Source organism: Dokdonella sp. (assembly GCF_041395345.1).
Classification (GTDB): domain Bacteria; phylum Pseudomonadota; class Gammaproteobacteria; order Xanthomonadales; family Rhodanobacteraceae; genus Dokdonella.
The window spans coordinates 77,420-96,732 of sequence record NZ_JAWLAR010000010.1; the positions used below are offsets into that span (position 1 = coordinate 77,420).

Sequence of the window (19,313 nt, forward strand, 5' to 3'; positions counted from 1 at the left end):
CTTCGGGTCATGTGGGTTGCCGTGCGAGTTCGACCCCGCCCAACGGAGTCGATATGCACAACTGGATCAGTTCTTCGCCGGGGCCAGAAACCTGGCCCGTTAGCAGGTTGAGTACGGTTCCGCTGCGCTTGCGGCACTGGCAGGTCCGGCAGATGCCGCGCCGGCATCCGAAGCGCGGCCGCAAGCCAGCCGCCTCGGCGCCTTCAAGCAGGCTTTGTCCCGCAAGTACAGTAAACGCTTGTTCAGGGTTGTCGATACGGATGGCGTGCTCGGTGGCCTGTGCATCGACGACGGCCGCACGACGGCCGAAGCTCTCGCTCTGCAATCTGTCGCTGAGGCCTGAGTCCGCATGCATCGACTCGACTACCTGCATGAAGCCGTCCGGACCGCAGACCAGGGTTTCGCGCTCGTCCCAATCAGGGACCAGGCTGCTGACAGCGTCTGCATCCAGTCTGCCCGACTCCTGAGTGTGATGCAGATGCACTCGCAATCCGGGGATGCGCCCGGCCAGCGACCGCAGTTCGGTCTCGAATATCGCTTCGACCGGCGATCGGCTGCAGTAGAGCAGGGCAATGTCGCGTGACTCGCCCTGATCGGCCCAGGCATGCAGCAGGGACATCATTGGCGTGATGCCGCTGCCGGCGGCGACCAGAAGCAGGCTTGAATGGTCACCCCTGGCAGCAAATTGCCCGCAGGCCTGACCCAGTCTCACCACCTGTCCGGGCTGAAGTGCATGCGCAGCCGTCGAAACGGGCCCGTCGTCCTTGCGCTTGATGGTCAGCCGCAGCAACCCGTCTCGGCGCGGCGCGGATGACACGCTGAAGCAGCGGGCATGACTCGCGCCGTCTACATCGAGTTCCAGCAACACGTGCTGGCCGGGCTGAAAGCCTCTGAAATGGCGATTCGGCTTCAGCCAGAGGCTCTTCACGTCCGGCGCTTCGTCGACAACGCGTACGACGCGTGCACGCGGCCCGACCAGGGACCAGAGCGGATTCAGTGCCGATACCAGGCGATCCCAGTCCTCGACGGCATTGAAAGGGGCCAGCAAGGGATGCCGGAGCCATCGCGCCATCGTGGAAAGCGTGTTTTCAAGCGTGGCCGGGAACGCGTTCATTCGGAAACCATTAAATCCAGTGCACATATGTTTACCGAAATCCTCTGGAGTTTCCACTCCAATTCAGAGGCGGCCGGCCAACGGCCTATACTCCGGAGCCTGCCAATGACATCGATTTCGCCCGGAGAGCGCCTTGTCCCCGACCAAGCCAGCTTCCACGCGCAGCGACGCGGAAGCCCCAGTCACCCGCATCGAACGCAAGCAACGCACGCGCCAGCGTCTGATCGAGGCGGCACTGGCATTGATCGGGAAGGGCCGTAGTTTCTCCGCGCTGAGCCTGCGCGAAGTGGCTCGCGAAGCGGGTGTCGTGCCGGCCGCCTTTTATCGGCATTTTCGCGATCTCGACGAGTTGGGCCTGGCCCTGGTCGAGATGGGTGGAGTGACTCTGAGACGCCTGCTGCGCGAAGCACGACGCGATGGCATTCCGCCGACCGACATGCTTCGTGGCTCGGTACTGATCTACAAGCGTTTTGTCGAGGAACGCAGCCTGGTGTTCCGTTTCATTGCCGGCGAACGCGGCGGTGGATCACGCAGCATCCGGGACGCCATACGCACCGAAGAAAGCCATTTTGCCTCGGAAATGGCGCAGGACCTGCGCGCCATCGGCACCTTGCCGGAACTTTCGAGCAGCACACTGCAGATGATCTGCGGTCTGGTCGTGACCACCATGCTGAACGCGGCCTCGGATATCCTCGACCTTGCGCCGGATCAACCGAGGCGTGAGCAGGAACTCATCGAGAACTTCGTGCGGCAGTTGCGCGTGATTTTCCTTGGTGCGGCGCGATGGCGCGAAGAGGTATAGCCGGGTCCGGGCCTCGCGTGAGATCGCCGGTTCTGCAGATCACCGGCGGTGAGTTTGTCGGGGCAGATGGATTCCGGTCATCCAGCCCGCTGTCCCTGACCCGGTAGGACCGGCTTCCCTGTCTGCAGGGACGACGCATGATCGCCTCGCATGCGATCATGCGCAGTCCACCGCCAGCGACCAAACCCCGTGACCCGTGATGACCCGATGCCGGCCGATGCCGGTGATCGTTCCGAGCTGATCGAACGGCTGCGTGACGCAACCGCCACCTTGCTGGCCGTCGCCAACAACTGGAGTTTGCTCGACGAGCTTGCCCCCGAGGATCGCAAACTGCTGCATCAGGCAGTCGCGCGCGTCTACCATCCTGATCCGGTATCGCGTCGCCAGCGCATGAAGGCTGCCGAGCGCGAGCGCGCCGAGCGCAAGGTCGGCAAGGACGACGCGGTTCTGAATGCTACCGGCATCCGCAAGTTGCGCGCCAAGCCGGTATTCACCACGCCCAATGTGTTTCCGCCCGAGAGTCACGAAACCCGGGATACGGAGAGCGAATCCCTGGCCCGGCGCGAATCCATCGACCAGCAGCACTGCTACGTCTGCAAGCAGAAGTACACACTGATCCATCACTTTTACGATCAACTGTGTCCGGACTGCGCGGCCTTCAATTTCGGCAAGCGCACCGAACTGGCTGATCTACGAGGTCGGGTCGCCTTGCTGACCGGCGGACGGGTCAAGATCGGCTACCAGGCCGGGCTGAAACTGCTGCGCGCAGGAGCGGAGCTGATCGTCACGACGCGATTCCCGCGTGACTCGGCGGCCCGCTATGCGCAGGAACCGGACTTCGACGAGTGGGGACATCGGCTCGAAGTGTTCGGTCTGGACTTGCGCCACACACCCAGTGTCGAGGCATTTTGCGCCGAGCTGCTGGCCAGCCGATCGCGGCTGGATTTCATCATCAACAATGCCTGCCAGACAGTTCGCCGTCCACCCGAGTTCTATGCGCACATGATGGAAGGCGAAACCGCGGCAATTGATGACCTTCCCGAGACAATGCGCAGGCTGATCCGCAGCTACGAGGACATGCGCAAGGACGATAGAACCGCAAGTGGGGAAGGGCGCTCGATCCGATCTGGCCAGAGCCCTTCGAGTTCTTCCAATCCCGGCATCACCGCCGCTGCAAGGCTTTCGCAGCTGAGGCTGATGCCCGAGGACTTGCTTGCGCAGCAACATCTGTTTCCCGAAGGGCTTCTGGACAAGGACCTTCAGCAAGTCGACTTGCGCGGACGCAACTCCTGGCGCCTGCTGATGGCTGAAGTCCCATCGATCGAATTGCTCGAGGTCCATCTGGTCAATGCGATTGCGCCGTTCATCATCAACGCACGACTCAAGCCACTGATGCTGCGTACACCGGAACGCGACAAGCACATTGTCAACGTCTCGGCGGTCGAAGGTCAGTTCTACCGCAACTTCAAGACAACCAGGCATCCACATACGAACATGGCCAAGGCGGCACTCAACATGATGACGCGCACTTCGGCGACGGATTACCACAACGATGGCATCCACATGAACAGCGTCGACACCGGCTGGGTCACCGATGAGGATCCGGTGGAGATCGCCGAGCGCAAGATTCTCGAGGAGCGCTTCCATCCGCCGCTCGACATCGTTGACGGCGCGGCTCGAATCGTTGATCCGATCATCCATGGAATCAAGACTGGCGAGCACGTCTGGGGCCAGTTCCTGAAGGATTACAAACCCACAAGCTGGTGAGCAAGCGGAGAAAGGTTGCGCATACGTTGATCTGCGTCAATGGTCGGAGGCTCATCGCTTCGTAGGCTGGTCGAAGACGGAATTTGCCGTTGTCATGGAGTCCAGAGCCATGTTCAAGCACATCCTCATACCCACAGACGGTTCAGAGCTTTCCGCCAAGGCGATCAAGAAAGGCATCAAGTTCGCGTCGGAAATCGGTGCGTCGGTCACCGGCCTGAACGTGGTCCCCAAGCTTCACCTGATCGACTACCAGTTGCAGATCCTCGAAGAGACACGCGAATCCCTCAACGAAGCAACCCAATCACGCGCCAGGGCGATCCTCGATGTACTGAGCAAGGCCGCCAAGGCAGCCGGGGTTGAATGCGACACGAAAATCGCCGTGTCGGATCATCCCCACAAGGCCATCATTGATACTGCCAGGAAGCGGGGTTGTGATCTGATCCTGATGGCCTCCCATGGGCGCCGCGGAGTGGCCGGGGTATTGCTTGGCAGCGAAACGCACAAGGTCTTGACGCACAGCGGCATTGCCGTACTCGTGCTGCGATAGATCGCGCGCTGGAAGCCCGGGCGTTAGGTTCACAATTGAGGCCTGGCCAGCACATTCTCGCTGAAAGGGTGCTGGCCAGCTCTGTCGGCAATGCCGGATAGCATCTTTGGCACCCGATCTCGTATTTGACATAATATGCATTGTGCATCAAACAATGGGCCAGCAAGCCGGGTTCAGTCATGGAAACCGGGCTTGCCGACCTGCTCGGGCACCTGGGCCACACGCAGCAGCTTTGAGCTGTTGTAGCCGTAGCCACGCATCTTCGCGAGCAACTCGGCATAAAGTGCATCCGGCATGACCGCCTGGCGGCCGAAGATCCATCCGAGCCTGCGATCGGGCTGGCCAATCAGCGCCCACGAATAATCCTCGGCAACCTCGAGAATCAGGTAGTCGGCCTTGAACAGCCCGAAGAAGCGGATACGCCAGAACGCGTTGCCGGAATCCGGCTGTACCAGGCCGACCGATTTCAGCGTCTTGACCTTCGCGTCATCGTCGAACGATTTCCGGTAGCGGTAGACGGTGTCGACTTGGCCATTGCTGGCCAGTGTGTAGACATCTTCGCTGGCGACATCGCCACGCTCACCAAAGTAGTCGATCCGCCCGATCACATGCCAGGCGCCCATGTAGCGCTCGAGGTCGACGGTAGCCGAGGAGATCAACGGCGGACGCTGATCGCTGCCCGTGGCGCAGCCAGCCAGCAATGCCGCAAGCAGCACGACGATGGGCGCGGGCGATGGTCGCAGGCGCACGAAGGCTCCCCACACAGTCGAAACAGGACTCCAGTAGTGACGGCTAGGCGTGAAGGGCGCATACACGGCAAATCGGGAAACAGGATTGCCTGCGCGCATACGGAACGACCTCGGTACCGGACCCATGTTGTCCGTGAATGCCATCGGGTTACCCGGAAGCATACTCCCTGCCCCGTTTTTCGCTATTGTCCCGAGAGCCCAAGGGTCCGCCACCGATGCCGAAGCCAGACAGCCGTTCCAGGTTTACGCGAGAACTGGACCAGGAACGCGTCAGGATCCTGTTCGCCAATGTCCGTTTCGGCTACCTCGGTGTGCTCTCGGCAACGGTGATGTTGTACTTCGTGGCCGCTCGATATGCCTCGCCCGGCTGGGCCAACGTCTGGCTGCTCGCAATGATCCTGGGCAATACACCACGCATCATCGTGTCGATCGCGTTTGCTGCAAGGATGAAGTCGAAGGCGATTGCCCACGAGCGCATTCGTGACTGGGAGCGAATCCTCACACTGTGCAGTGCGATCGCCTACCTCGCCTTCGTGTCAGTGATGTTCCTGCCATTCGGCGAGCACGGAGCCGTCGCAGCCGCGCTGTGCGCCTTCGTGTTCATGATCATGGCCACTGGCGGCGTACTGGTACTGAGCACCTCCCTGCCCGGCATCCTGATGTTCCTTAGCATTGTCACGCTGGCCATCGTGGTTCGATTCATCCTGCTTCAGGACGGCACGTTTCTCCTGTTCGCGCTGGTTTTTCTGCTTGGCTATTTGCAGCTTCTGCGGCTGACCATCGGACAACATCGTATTCTTGTGCAGAACATTGCCCTGCGCATCAAGCATGGCGAGTTCGCCCTGATCGATCCCTTGACCGGGCTCGCCAATCGCCATGCGCTCTACGCCCGGATCGACAAGTGGATGGCGGGAGCAAAGCGAAGCGGCACTCCATTTAGCCTTGTTCTCATCGACATCGACTACTTCAAGCGGTTCAATGACCAAGGCGGACACAATGCCGGGGACGACCTGCTGGCGGATGTGGCGAAGATTCTGCAGCAATCAGCACGCGAGGAAGATCTCGTCGTGCGCTACGGCGGCGAGGAGTTCCTGATTGTCCTGCCGCATACGGAAGTCGATGGCGCCACGCACATTGCCGAACGCATCCGTGCCAATGTCGAACAGCAGACAGCGGTCACCGTCAGCGCCGGCGTTGCCGCCTACGAAGAAGGCATGACGTTCGAGCAGTTCGTCCATCACGCCGACGAAGCGCTCTACCGCGCCAAGCGCGAAGGCCGCAATCGTCTTGTGGTCTATCGAGGGGTCTCCTGACCAAAGCAAATCGGGATGCGTGAATTCCCTCTGCATGCAGCGCTGTGATAGAAGGCACTCATGGTCAATGCGCGAACGATTTTGTGGGCATGGGCAGCGTTGCTACTGGCCCCTGCGCCAGCAATGGCACAGAAAGATCCCGCCAACACCGGCACAGTTGCCCCCGAGGCGAACTCGCCGAGCTCCGCACCCGCTCCGCCACCCGGGGAACTCGCACGCATCAAGGCGTTGATCGACGCGGGTCAACCCGCGGCGGCGCGCGCAAGGCTGTTGCCGCTCGTGGACGCACACCCACGCTGGGCGCGCGCCATCGCGCTGCTCGCCTTGACGTACTTCAAGGAGAATCGCTTCGAGGTCGCCGCACCCCTGTTTGCGCGAGCATTGGCGACCGATCCCAGGGAGATTGCCGTCTTGCCCCCATACGGCTGGACCCTCCAGGCGCTGGGTCGTCACGATGAAGCCAAGGCAATATTCGAACAGCTGGTAGCCCGTCTGCCGGATTACCCCTCCGGCCACGCCGGGCTCGCACAGGTCGCCCTCGACCGGAATGACATCGCCACAGCGCGCCAACACTTCGAGATGGCCGCGCGCCTCGCCACGGCACAAGGCGACATGGAACTCACCGAGCGGGCGCGCAAGAAGCTGGAAAGCCTCCCCACTGCGATGCCGCCGCAACCGGTGGAGCCGACCACCCAATCCACCCGTGCGTTCGATTTCAGCGTAGTACCCGACTCGGCAGGAATCGACCTGGAAATGACCAGCGGCGCGAACCCGAGCCGCGAAATCCTCGAGGTCAACGGAGGCGGCATCGCCCTCTTCGACTACGACCGCGATGGCGACCTCGATGTGTTCCTTGCCAACGGAGCAACCATGGCCAGCCCCGAGTCGGGCCCGGGCTCGCGCCTCTACGCCAACCGCGGCGATGGCCAGTTCGACGATGTCACCGCGGCAGTGGGTATTTCGCTGCAGCGTTGGGCAATGGGGGTTGCGGTGGGCGATGTCGACGGTGACGGCTGGGATGACCTTTACGTCACCTGCTACGGCGCCAACGTGTTGTTGCGCAATGAAGCCGCTGCCGACGGCGGTCGCCACTTCCGCGACATCTCGGCCTCTGCCGGCGTTGCCGATTCGCGCTGGTCCACCAGCGCCGCCTTCGCCGACCTAGACAATGACGGCGACCTTGACCTCTTCGTGGTGAACTACCTTGAGTTCGACCCGGCCCACCCACCCGAGCGTGCCGGCAAGGCCTACCGCGGCGTGCCGGTGATGGGCGGACCGACCGGCACGAAGGCGCAACCGGACACACTTTATGAAAACCTCGGCAACGGTCGCTTCCGCGACGTCACCCGGTCCGCCGGCCTTATATCGGCCACCGAACTCGACTACGGACTTGGCTTGCGGATTCTAGACGTCGACAACGACGGTCGGGTCGACATTTTCGTCGGCAACGACTCGACTCCCGACCAGCTCTACCGCAACCTCGGTGGCATGAAGTTCGAGGAAGTTGGCGTGAGCGCCGGCCTCGCGACCAATGGCAACGGCAGGCCGCAGGCCACCATGGGAATCTGCCAGGCCGACGCCGATGGCAACCGCCAACCCGATCTCCTGATAACGGTGTTTTCCGACGACTCGAACACCCTCCATCTCAACCAGGGTGACGGGCTTTTCGCTGACCGCTCGGCTGCCTATGGTGTCGCCGCGATCAGTCGGCCCCTGCTGGGCTGGGGTTGCGGCTTCTATGATTTCGACCTCGACGGCGACGAGGACCTGCTCATCGGAAACGGCCACGTCTACCCCGAAATGGACAATGCCGAGGTATCGGGCACAACGGGCGGACAGGCGCAGCGCCTGCTGCTGCTAGAAAGGCGCGGCGGACGCTTCGAGGCTTCGAGCTGCGCGGCCGAGTGGTGCAGGAAACCGCTCCACGCACGCGCAGTGGCGTTTGGCGACATCGACGGCGACCGCGACACCGATGCCGTGATCACCACCCTCAACGGACCAGTGGTCGTCCTGCGCAACAACATCGCGGCGCGGCGTTCGCTGGTGGTCCGCATCGACGACCCACCGCCCAACCGCCATGGCTATGGCGCGATGGTCGAGGTCGAGGGCCCGGCAGGGATACAACGACGCTGGATCGGGGGCGGCAGCTTCCAGTCGGCCGACGCCCCCGAGGCCTACTTCGGCTTCGGGGATCTGCCGGCAGAAACGAGGGTCACGGTGCGCGTCACCCTGCCCGGCAAACCCCCGCGCGAGTGGCGCAGCGTGGAACTCGACCAGATCTTCGTGGCGAAGTCGGCTACGGCTCCGTAACCGATCCGGCGGCTGTGCTACCTGCCTCAAAGCCGTCGATGAAGATCTCGTTGGCTACGGCGCCGGCAAACGTGTGGAAGCGCAGGAGCGGGCTAACCGCAACGCTGCCACCGCCGCCCGTGTCCTCGACATACCACCTTCCGAACCACTGGACGCCATCGAGACCCGGGTCGTTGGGGATCGCAATGCTCACCGAGCCGTATCCGCCGCCGGCACCGGCACCGGCGAGTACGATCGACTCGAAGGCAAAGGCCCCGGCGACCGGCTGGATCAACCCGGGATCGCTCGTATCGATAACCAGCGAGGCGCTGGCTCCACCGAGCGCGTTTTCCACTGCAACGGTGAAGCTCGGGTTGCCAATCAGCGGTGGCTCGACCGCCAGCATCTGCGGCACCAGGGCTCCACTTCCGGCCAGCCCGCTGCCCACCACCTGTGGCGCACGCATCGACTCGGTATAGAGGATCGGCCGGTCAAACGGCGGGGTGCTTTCAGCCAGGCGCGGATCGGTCAAGGGTCGACGCAGAAACGCGAGCAGGTCGGCCCGCTGCTGAGGCGTCAAGTTGAGCGGGACAAGTTCGTTAGGGGTGAAGTCGCCACCGCGGTCGTAGAAATCGACCACGTCCTCGAGAGTGGCGAAGCGTCCGTTGTGCATGTAAGGGGCGCGCAAGGCAACATTGCGCACCGAGGGCGTGCGCAGCTTGCCCTCGTCGTCGGGATTCCCGGTGACCTCCTGCCGACCGGGGTCGTCGCTCTTCGGGCGGACTCCCGTGTAGTGGAAGTCATGATCGCTCATGATCGCGCCCGCGTGGCAGTTGTCGCACTGGGCCACTCCGACAAACACGGTGCGCCCAGCCAGCTCCTGCGGCGTCAGGCCGTTTCCGGTTTGAATCCACACATCGAGCGGCGCCTGGTTGGTGAACAAGGTCCGCTGGTAGCTCGCCAGTGCCATGGCTATTCGCGACGCGGTAACTCCCGGGCTGCCAAAGGCCTCCTCGAACAACGCCGGGTAGCCGCGGCCTGCGATCCAGTCGAGCAGTTCGGTTGCAACCGCCGGGGACAACGCGAGTGGCGAGATCGTGGCGAGGCGGTCGACCACGTCCGGCCATGCACGTCCGATGTGAGCCATCTCGATATCCGAGAGGGGTGGTGCGAGCGCCTGGTTCTCGAGTGCTCCGCCGGTCGGCAGGACCACCTCGAGGGTAACGGGGTCGACAAACGGACCCTCCGCGCGACCGTCCCAGAACAGCCGCGGCGAATAGGCGGCGTTGACCATGCTCACCGGACGGCGGTTTGTCACCTGGGCGCCGAGACCAAAACTCAGACTGGAGGCGTAAAGTCCGTCGCTCTGGTTGAGGGGAACCCCTGGGGAGCCGAGTATGTCGTCCTCACCCCCGAACAGGCCATCCGGCCCCGGGTGCACTCCACCCGGGCTCACCGAGCGCGGGTCACTGCCGCCCGAGGCTGGAATGTGGCAGGTGCCGCAAGCGACGCTGCGCGTCGACGCAAGCTGCTCTTCCCAGAACAACACCTTGCCGAGCTTGATCTTGGCGGGCGTCTGCGGGTTGCCGGCCGGCACCGGCGGTGGCTGAAGAACCTGCGCGCTGGCCAAGGAAACGATCGCGCACGAGGCGACAGCCAGGATACCGATGCGTCTGACAGCCGTAACGATTACGCGGACCACCCCGGGCACCCTGCCCTCGCATTTCCCCAATCCATCCCGTAAACCTGAACTTCTGGTCATTGCGCCCGCCTCTCTGAATCACCAAGTTGGGTATAGTACCGGTGCCGCGCAGAGACGACAGGAGATATGGTGCCAATGCGATTCAAAGCGAGCCCGATCATCAATGCAGCCGGCAGCCTGCTGCTGGCTGCCCTGGCGTCCGCAAATCCGGCCCTTGCCGGCGAGGACTGGGTCACATTCACCGAGGCGACCAGTACCCGCCTTGTCACCAGCGACCCCAACGTCGGGGCCAACGACATTCGCGAAAAGGACCTCGCCACCGGTGACGTCGACCAGGATGGCGATACCGACCTGGTGGTGGTTCGCAAGATCCCGTTCACCAACCCCGGCGGATTTCGCAACGTCCTGTTCATGAACGAAAAAGGCGTGATGACCGACCGCACAAGTGAGTTCGCCGAGGATTTCCTCGACGCCACCGACGACCGCGATGTTGAACTGGTCGACGTCAACGGCGACGGCTGGCTCGACATAGTCACCGCAGGCACCTTCAATCAGCAACCGCGCATCCTGATCAACCTCGCCCGTGTGGGTGGGGTGTGGCAGGGCTTCGACTATCAGCCAGCACGCCTGCCGGTGTTGCTTTCGGGCACCGGCAACGGCCCGAAGTTCTGCGGCCTCGGCGTGGGCGACCTGACCGGTGACGGCCGACCCGAGCTCTATTTCACGGACTACGCAAACGACCTCGAGGACAAGCTGCTCATCAACGACGGCAATGGCTTCTTCAGCGATGAAACCGCCACTCGCCTGACCTCGGTCATGACCAACTCCACGTTCGGCACCGACGCCGACATCGCCGACATGAACGGCGACGGCTTCAACGACATCATCAAGGACAATGCGACCGGCACCGAAATCGCCGGACCGAACTCGCCTTCGGTGATGATTCTCTACAACGACGGCACCGGCCACTTCAGCGTTTTCGACACCGTCAATGCCGATGCTCCCTACATGGTGGCAGTGGCCGATTTCACCCAGGACGACCGCCTCGACCTCTTCGTGGTCGACGACAGCCAGGACCACTACCTCGTCAACACCGGAAACGATGGCCAGGGCCGCGCCCAATTCGCCACCAGCTCGAGCGCCCCAAGCCCCAACACCACCTTCTTCGGCGGCAACACCGGCTTTGCTGACCTCGACTCCGATGGCGTCCTCGATGTCTTCGTGGCCGACGTCGACACCGACGTGCCGGGTTGCGACGGCCAACTGGTGATCATGAAGGGACAGGGCACCCCGCCTGCGGTGACCTACTTCGATCCCCTCGCCGGCGGCAGTCGCCCCTGGACACCGCAGGGTACCCAGGATGTCGCAGCCTTCCATATCGACAACGACGGCAAACTCGACTTGTGGATCGCGACCTGCACCGGCAACCGCATCTTCATGAGCGACAACCCGGACTTCATCTTTGCGGATGGTTTCGACGATGGCAGTAGCGCGGTATTGTCGGCCAAGGTGCAATAGCAATTGGCGGGCAGCCATCGGATAGTCCTGGTTTAAAGAAACCAGCAGCGCCCAACGGCTGATGCGACGACAAGCAGCCTTACCGAACAAGCAGCCTGCCCCGTTGGCACCGGGACTCGAGTGCCCTCGCCCAAGTCAGGCAAGTAGAGCGGGTCCGAACACTATTAACGCAGGCCAGGGCGGCCTTCGAAGCCGTCTCATCGCAGTTCTTGCGAAGACGATGAACGATGGCAACGTCATTCCTTGCAGATCAGGGATCAATTCCTCCGTGCGCTTTCGTGCCCAGTAATCCGTCCTGTCAAGGATAAATTCTTGCGCAACCTTCCCTGGCAATGGTGCTTCCCAGCATCCCCTTCTTTTGATGAACGGTGAAAGTGCAGTCTCCATAAGTCAGCGTAACAATCCATCCCCCCCCTTCGCCTCGCTCGGCGCTCGTCGTTACAAGGTCTAGTTCTGCAATCTCCACATGCTTTCCAGTACGTCTGGAGATTTCAATGACGTCCGAGCGTGCATCTTCGATTGCCATGTCTCTTTCGTCTCTGGGACTCCATCTGCATCCAAGTGGTAAAACTATGACGAGCAGCAGCACCCAAGCCAATTTCCAGTTTGCGTAGTACACGGCCTTGAACTCCTAACGAATTCCGATATCTAGGCTCCCACAGATTGAGAATGTCGAAGTGAAATTGCCATCAACCACTCGCCGCTGGCATAGCGTGCTGTGGACAATCTAGTTGATGATCGACTCAACTATTGACCCATCCATTAAAACAGCCAACCAGTTTCCTGTGGCACTCGATTGCCTTGCTTTGCTCCAGAGTGAAAAATCGAACACGGAGGAAAAAGGGGCAGGTCTTGTATTTTGAATCGGCCGACTTCTTGATGATGCGGCTGATCATCGAATTGTGCAGTCCGAAGTGATCGCCGATGTCTTTCATGCTGTAGCCCCCACTGCTGTATGCCGCTGCGATGGCAACGTCGCGCTCACGATTGACCTTTGCATAGTGCGTCAGCGGCTTGGGTGGCGGTCGATGCTGTGTAGACGGGATTTCCGACAACGTGGTGTCGTCACCCAGACTGGCCATCATCTTGTCGACAAAGGCGTCATCGCCCAGGTAGACCTGCCGCTTTAGCTCATCCCATGGCGAGCCCGCTCCCTTACCTTCGCTGACAAAGCGTCGATACGCTTCCATGGCCGCCTTGCACCGGGCTCCGAATGCCGACAGCAGCCATTCGATGTTGAGCCAGCCTAGTATTTCAGACCAACCCGCCGTCGCGCGATAGCTGCTCCAGGGCCAGTCACGCGCGGATCGCACCATGCCGGCGCGGACAGGATTCAGGACGACGTAGCGCGCCAGCTCCAGCAGATAGGTCTCCTTCTGCACGAGAATCGCCTTGTAGCGCCCTTGGAACACATGCCCCACGCGGTGGTGCCGACGATTGGAGCGCTGGGTGAATACGCCGTTCAACTGGCGCATGCCCTTGGCAAGCGTCGACTCGCGGGTTTCGATCAGAAGATGGTAGTGGTTGCTCATCAGGCAATAGGCATGACACACCCACCGGAAACGGTCACAGACTTCAGCCAAAATCTCGAGAAACATCGCCCGGTCAGCGTCGTCCAGATAGATATCCTCACGACGGTCGCCGCGTGACGTGAGGTGGTACAACGCGCCGGCAAATTCGATTCGAAGGGGACGGGCCATATCTGAAGACTACCCCTCAAAATCGGGCGGATTCAAGATTCAAGACCTGACCCCTTTCTCCCACGACTCCAAGCCCATTTGACGGCGACCCGGCTCAAAAGGGAGTATCGGAAGCGAATCTTGGGTGTCCCCGTTTGGGCCCGGCTTGCCTGTTAAGGAATACCTGCCATATCGGCTGTCAATCGCCCGAGGTCGGGTTCGAGTTGCCCTTGCCGACCAATAGGCCAATGTGTAAACCCCCGCCTACTGCAACCAACAATGCCCCGGACCCAAAAAAGAACTTTGCAAGCTCAGGAAAAGAACTGGAAATAGGAAGTAAAGTGCAAAGTGCGACGAGAACGCCTACGCTCGCAATTGCAACCCCCTTGTATTTCATGTTCTACCTCGCCCTGTACGTCATGGCTAACCTATAGGCGTCGACGCTTTTCCATCGAACACCTCCAGCGCGATATTTTCCCCGTTTTTTGGTGTGCGAGTAATCAGGGGTGATCCAGGGCGTCCCCGTTATCGCTCCGCTCCGTATATTTCCAGCTCTTTCCAAGAACCAAAGTAGTCGTCGGCAATGAAACCGTGCCATCACTGGAAACCACTGCCGTACCCGCCACCCTAGGGAACCTAACTGCGTCCTCAGTGTAGATCTTGTACGTCCAGTTAATTATTAAATCGCATTGGCCAATATTCCCCCCAACGCCGTCATACAGATCACTTAGCCTAATCTTGTGGCGAAACTCGGACGCAGGCTTGATCTCTATCCAATGCGTTGGAACCTCATCGATATAGATCTTTTCAATCAATTGTTGACATGGCCTTCTGCTTGCTTCATCAAGATCGGGGACTCTCTCAGCGCTAACTCTGACAGCTGATCGATCGCCAAATCCGGGAACGGAACCTGCGTTTACCTGTACCGCTTGGCCGCCCTCAAACCTAACCGTGAATTCCAGTACAACGTCATTTTCGTCAATGAGCATGGTGGTGACAGATGTACGCAGAAGCATGCCTTCAGCCATCACGACACCGATCGGAAATATCCCCAGTAGTACGATCGGCAGGCCCATCAAAAATATCTTGTAAATGTTGTTCATGCTGAAATCTCTATGGGAAGTTACAGTCAACCCTTGGATTTGTTGAGCGCTTGCACCTTTCATGCTGCTTTTGTGTCTTGACCAACTCCCGTTCAAGAAACTGCTTGCAACCTCTCCCGGGGTCTTGCAAAAGCTTCGCCAAGCAGTCGATTTGACACTGCGTCCCGTGAACGTCTGTCTGCGGAAGCGAATCTTGGGTGTCCCCGATTAGATCCTCAGTCTGCCCTAGGCCGCCTGCTTTCTCGCTTTCTCTTCTTGCGCAAATATGTACAGAGCATGTGAAACAATACTATTCCTATCGATATACATACATATGGAATTAGAGCAATAAGCGTACTCATCGAAAAGAATGAGAAATCGCCGTGAACGCTTTCCCTATACCCCGCTTTGACAAACAAGAACACAAGCGCCAGAAGAATCAGGCAAATCGCAAGCACATTTTCGGCGCCATTTCGCACAGCCGCTAACTTCTAACGCGCGTGATCGTACAACTGATCGTACCAAATACATCGAGCGCCATGTCTATCTCCCCTAGTACTGGCATTCCACTTCTTAACCCTTTATAGACTACTGAATCTGCCGAATCTTTGAGTACTTTGAAAACTGCCGCCTTGTGCTTATTCCATACAAGTGAAAAGCCATCTACGTCAACAAATGCTTCAAGAGAACAAGAGGCCAAGCACCTTAATCCGTCGCCAACTACCTCGCAAGATGGCTCAACTTGTTTGTAGGTCTCTGCCGTCGCGGATCGAGTGAACTCCCTGCTGCAATTCGTGTTCTCGCTTGTTTGCATTTGGGTAACCATTCAATCGCCAAGAACCGGGACACCCAGGATTCCGAGATAGCTTGTGCCAGTTGTAGGTGCTTGGGTTCTTCCTCGGCACTGCGGACACTTTCGCTAAGGCCCTGGACTTCCCCAGATCCAGCGGGCGCTCCCGGCCCATGATTCCGCGGGAAGCGCATTCCCCCCCCGCTGCGAGCGCTGCGGACTCGCTACGCATACAATGCCGGCCTTCCTTCAGGGCTCGACCCATGGCATTCAAGGCTACGGTCTACAAAATCGAGTTGCAGATCAGTGACATGGATCGTCATTACTATGCGACGCATCCGCTGACCCTGGCCCGGCATCCGTCGGAAACCGAGCAGCGCCTGATGGTTCGTCTGCTGGCTTTCGCGTTGAACGCCGATGAGCGGCTCGAGTTCGGCAAGGGCCTGAGTACGGACGATGAGCCGGATCTTTGGCTGAAGGAACGCAATGGCGATATCGATCTGTGGATCGATCTTGGCCAGCCGGAGCCCGCGCGCATTCGCAAGGCCTGCGGGCGAGCGCGTCAAGTCGTCGTGATCAGCTACGGTGGTCGCAGCGCGGATATCTGGTGGGACAAGAATGCGGAGGAGCTCAAGCGCTCCAGGAATCTGACGATCATCGATATCGCCGAAGCCACGGTCGAGGCGCTGGCAGCCATCGCCGAGCGCGGGCTGCGCGTGCAATGCCTGATTCAGGATGGCCATATCCAGATCCTGGCCGGTGACAGCGTGATCGGCATCGACCCACAGGTTCGCATGGCGCCGGTTCGCGCCGGGCGTTGATCACCTGATGCAGTCTCTCGACCTCACCATCATTGGCGGCGGTGCGGCCGGGCTGATGTGTGCGCTGACGGCCGGGCGCCGCGGCAAGCGCGTACGCGTCATCGAGCACGCCAATCGGGTCGGCAAGAAGATCCTGATGTCCGGCGGCGGGCGTTGCAATTTCACCAATACCGGCACGACACCGGCCAATTTCCTTTCGGCCAACCCGCACTACTGCAAGTCGGCCCTGGCGCGCTACTCGCCGACTGACTTCATCGACATGGTCGATGCACATCGGATCGCCTGGCACGAGAAGGAACTCGGCCAGCTGTTCTGCGACGAGTCGTCGAAATTGATTGTTCGCATGCTCATGGACGAATGCGCGAGTGCCGGCGTGCAGGTGCAAACCGGCTGCAGCGTGGAGAAGGTGCAGAAAGTCGAGCAGGGATTCCTGATTGAAACTACGCAAGGCAGGATCGAATGCCCTGCCCTGGTCGTGGCGACGGGCGGGTTGTCGATTCCGAGCATGGGTGCGACAGGCTACGGCTACGAGCTCGCACGACAGTTCGGGCACACGGTGCTGGACACGCGCGCCGGACTGGTACCACTGACCCTGAGTGGCAAGCACCAGGACAATCTCAAGGACCTCAGCGGTGTCGCCCTGCCCGTCGAAAGCCGTTGCAACGGCGCGAACTTCCGCGCCGACATGCTGATTACCCACCGAGGACTCAGCGGTCCGGCTATCCTTCAGATTTCTTCGTACTGGCAGCCCGGCGACGACCTGCGAATGAACCTGCTTCCGGACACGAATGCCGGGACCTGGCTGCTTGATCAACAGCGCGAGCGCCCGGCAGCCGAACTCAAGACCGTGCTCGGCGAAAGCCTCCCGCGGCGGCTGGCCCAGCGCCTGTGCGAGATTCGCGTTGGCAGCAAGCCGATGCGGCAGTACCGCAGCGCCGAACTGAAGGCGATCGGTGACGAGCTCAATGCCTGGCCAATCGTAGCCAGTGGCACCGAGGGTTATCGCACCGCCGAAGTCACCCTCGGCGGTGTCGACACACGCGAATTGTCATCGACCACGATGGAGTCGAGGCTTGTCACCGGCCTCTACTTCATCGGTGAGGTGGTCGACGTAACCGGTCACCTGGGCGGCTACAATTTCCAGTGGGCCTGGGCATCCGGGAACGCGGCCGGCCTGGCCGTCTGAATTGATCGAATATCCGGCCATGTTGCGACTGACTGAAATCAAGCTGCCTCTGGATCACCCTGCCGATGCGCTGGCCGATGCGATCTGCCGACGTCTCGGTTTGAAGCCGGACGAGCTGATCGAGCACACGGTGTTCCGGCGCGGTGTGGACGCGCGGCGCAAGTCCGCGATTCACTTCATCTACACAGTGGATATTCGGACGACGCGTGACGACGCTCTGCTCCGGCAATTCGCCAGCGACCCGCATGTAGGTGCAACACCGGACACCGAATACCGCTTTGTTACCCGAAGAGATCCGCGGCCCGCCGGATCGCCGCGCCCGATCGTGATCGGAACCGGACCCTGCGGCATTCTCGCCGCTCTTGTCCTGGCCCAGATGGGTTTGCGACCGCTGATCCTGGAGCGTGGCAAGGCGGTCCGGGAACGCACAAAGGACACCTGGGGATTCTGGCGCCAGCGCGTGCTGGATCCGGAATCCAATGTCCAGTTCGGCGAAGGCGGCGCTGGCACCTTTTCGGACGGGAAGCTCTACAGCCAGATCAAGGATCCGCGCCACCACGGCCGCAAGGTCCTGGCCGAGTTCGTCAAAGCCGGTGCACCGGAGGAAATCCTCTACGTCAGCAAGCCGCATATCGGCACGTTTCGCCTGGTCAAGATGGTCGAACACATGCGTGCGACGATCGAGTCGCTGGACGGCGAGTTTCGCTTTTCGAGCAAGGTCGATGGACTGGACATCGAGGATGGCCGGATCCGCGGCGTGCGACTGGCGGACGGCGAAGAGATCCGCTCCGATCACGTGATCCTGGCAATCGGCCACAGCGCGCGAGACACCTTCGAGATGCTGCACGCGACCGGCGTCTACATCGAGGCCAAGCCATTTTCGATCGGCTGCCGGATCGAACATCCGCAATCCATAATTGATCGCGCCCGCTATGGCCCGAGTGCCGGCCATCCCATGCTCGGTGCGGCCGACTACAAGCTCGTGCATCACGCCAGCAATGGTCGCTCGGTCTACAGTTTCTGCATGTGCCCGGGCGGCACCGTGGTCGCGGCCGCCTCGGAGCCGGGCCGACTGGTGACCAACGGCATGAGCCAGTATTCGCGAGACGAGCGCAATGCGAACAGCGCCATCGTCGTCGGCATTACTCCCGACGACTATCCAGGCAGCCCGCTCGCCGGCATCCGTTTCCAGCGCGCCTGGGAAGAACGCGCCTTCGCACTGGGCGGATCGAGCTACGACGCGCCCGCGCAACGGGTCGGCGATTTCCTGGCTGGTCGTGCCTCGTCGAGTCTGGGCAGCGTACTCCCGTCGTACAAGCCCGGCGTGCAGATGTGCGATCTCGCTACCGCGCTGCCTGATTACGCGTTGCTGGCCATGCGTGAGGCCTTGCCGGCATTCGGCAAGCAGATTCGCGGATTCGACCAGGATGACGCCTTGCTGACCGCAATCGAAACGCGAACCTCCTCGCCGATCCGGATCAGGCGCAATGATGACGACTTTCAGAGTCTCAATACGCGTGGCCTGTATCCGGCTGGCGAAGGCGCCGGCTATGCGGGTGGCATCCTCTCGGCAGCGGTCGATGGCATCAAGGTGGCCGAAGCAGTGGCCCTGTCGATGCTGGAAGGATGAGGGTAAACCTGCGAAGCAAGGCGCGAAAACTGGCGGATCACGAACGCAGGTCTGGTGACTGGCCCCGAATTTCAGCCGAGTTGAGCCTTCTCCCGCCGGGAGAAGGTGGCGCGAAGCGCCGGATGAGGGTTCGGATCTGGCGCGGACCTGCAGTTGTGAACCCCTACTCGGTTCACTCCGCCCGAACCCTCTCTCCAACCCTCTCCCGGCGGGAGAGGGGCTTTTGACGGCTCAACATCGATGCCGATCAGGTGCTATTGGACCCGATCCACTGCTCGCTCGCGATTTGAGGCGCTGTTTACCCGAAATTCACGCTGGCGCCAT

At 60.8% G+C, this 19,313-nt stretch carries 15 protein-coding genes; 9 read left to right on the top strand and 6 right to left on the bottom strand.

All coding sequences use genetic code 11. The features are described from left to right. Positions 1-7: 7 nt before the first annotated feature. Entirely contained in the window at positions 8-1,114 is a 1,107-nt protein-coding gene (locus R3F00_RS10560) for a ferredoxin reductase (protein ID WP_371281749.1), read from the bottom strand. 133 nt (positions 1,115-1,247) lie between these two features. Here R3F00_RS10560 and fabR point away from each other — a divergent pair, with 133 nt between their 5' ends. The 3 genes from fabR (at position 1,248) to R3F00_RS10575 (ending at position 4,230) form a co-directional block, all read left to right on the top strand. Next, positions 1,248-1,916 (top strand): HTH-type transcriptional repressor FabR, encoded by a 669-nt coding sequence (gene fabR / locus R3F00_RS10565; RefSeq protein ID WP_371281750.1) that lies wholly within the window; start codon positions 1,248-1,250, stop codon positions 1,914-1,916. 207 nt (positions 1,917-2,123) lie between these two features. Continuing rightward, the gene (locus R3F00_RS10570; RefSeq protein ID WP_371281834.1) at positions 2,124-3,683 is read left to right on the top strand and encodes an SDR family NAD(P)-dependent oxidoreductase; all 1,560 of its coding nucleotides are present in this window, start codon (positions 2,124-2,126) and stop codon (positions 3,681-3,683) included. Positions 3,684-3,792: 109 nt separating this feature from the next. After that, positions 3,793-4,230, top strand: coding sequence for a universal stress protein (locus R3F00_RS10575; protein ID WP_371281751.1), 438 nt, complete (start codon positions 3,793-3,795; stop codon positions 4,228-4,230). Between the two features lie 173 nt (positions 4,231-4,403). Here R3F00_RS10575 and R3F00_RS10580 read toward each other — a convergent pair whose 3' ends face one another. Beyond that, positions 4,404-4,979, bottom strand: coding sequence for a lipocalin family protein (locus R3F00_RS10580; RefSeq protein ID WP_371281752.1), 576 nt, complete (start codon positions 4,977-4,979; stop codon positions 4,404-4,406). Positions 4,980-5,194: 215 nt separating this feature from the next. Between R3F00_RS10580 and R3F00_RS10585 the strand changes: the two genes are divergently transcribed. Both R3F00_RS10585 and R3F00_RS10590 read left to right on the top strand, forming a co-directional pair. Next, positions 5,195-6,292 (top strand): diguanylate cyclase, encoded by a 1,098-nt coding sequence (locus R3F00_RS10585; RefSeq protein ID WP_371281753.1) that lies wholly within the window; start codon positions 5,195-5,197, stop codon positions 6,290-6,292. Positions 6,293-6,415: 123 nt separating this feature from the next. Next, positions 6,416-8,602 (top strand): FG-GAP-like repeat-containing protein, encoded by a 2,187-nt coding sequence (locus tag R3F00_RS10590; RefSeq protein WP_371281754.1) that lies wholly within the window; start codon positions 6,416-6,418, stop codon positions 8,600-8,602. Here the strand turns inward: R3F00_RS10590 and R3F00_RS10595 are convergent. Then, positions 8,589-10,343, bottom strand: coding sequence for a cytochrome-c peroxidase (locus tag R3F00_RS10595; protein WP_371281755.1), 1,755 nt, complete (start codon positions 10,341-10,343; stop codon positions 8,589-8,591). The genes R3F00_RS10590 and R3F00_RS10595 overlap by 14 nt on opposite strands. Positions 10,344-10,418: 75 nt before the next feature. On the opposite strand from R3F00_RS10595, the gene R3F00_RS10600 reads away from it, so the two are divergent. Next, complete coding sequence (locus R3F00_RS10600) at positions 10,419-11,801, top strand: FG-GAP repeat domain-containing protein (RefSeq protein WP_371281756.1); 1,383 nt, start codon at positions 10,419-10,421, stop codon at positions 11,799-11,801. Between the two features lie 298 nt (positions 11,802-12,099). Here R3F00_RS10600 and R3F00_RS10605 read toward each other — a convergent pair whose 3' ends face one another. The 3 genes from R3F00_RS10605 to R3F00_RS10615 all read right to left on the bottom strand — a co-directional run bounded on the left by R3F00_RS10605 (position 12,100) and on the right by R3F00_RS10615 (position 14,583). Next, the gene (locus R3F00_RS10605; protein WP_371281757.1) at positions 12,100-12,327 is read right to left on the bottom strand and encodes a hypothetical protein; all 228 of its coding nucleotides are present in this window, start codon (positions 12,325-12,327) and stop codon (positions 12,100-12,102) included. Between the two features lie 217 nt (positions 12,328-12,544). After that, entirely contained in the window at positions 12,545-13,501 is a 957-nt protein-coding gene (locus R3F00_RS10610) for a transposase (protein ID WP_371281758.1), read from the bottom strand. A 479-nt stretch (positions 13,502-13,980) separates the two neighbouring features. Beyond that, positions 13,981-14,583: a hypothetical protein gene (locus R3F00_RS10615; protein WP_371281759.1), complete on the bottom strand. Its 603-nt coding sequence runs from the start codon at positions 14,581-14,583 to the stop codon at positions 13,981-13,983. 1,032 nt (positions 14,584-15,615) lie between these two features. On the opposite strand from R3F00_RS10615, the gene R3F00_RS10620 reads away from it, so the two are divergent. The 3 genes from R3F00_RS10620 to R3F00_RS10630 are packed head-to-tail and all read left to right on the top strand — an operon-like array spanning position 15,616 to position 18,989. Further along, positions 15,616-16,173 (top strand): YaeQ family protein, encoded by a 558-nt coding sequence (locus tag R3F00_RS10620; RefSeq protein WP_371281760.1) that lies wholly within the window; start codon positions 15,616-15,618, stop codon positions 16,171-16,173. Between the two features lie 7 nt (positions 16,174-16,180). Beyond that, entirely contained in the window at positions 16,181-17,359 is a 1,179-nt protein-coding gene (locus tag R3F00_RS10625) for an NAD(P)/FAD-dependent oxidoreductase (protein ID WP_371281761.1), read from the top strand. A 19-nt stretch (positions 17,360-17,378) separates the two neighbouring features. Beyond that, positions 17,379-18,989, top strand: a complete 1,611-nt coding sequence (locus R3F00_RS10630; protein ID WP_371281762.1) for an NAD(P)/FAD-dependent oxidoreductase — start codon at positions 17,379-17,381, stop codon at positions 18,987-18,989. Positions 18,990-19,313: the final 324 nt, after the last annotated feature.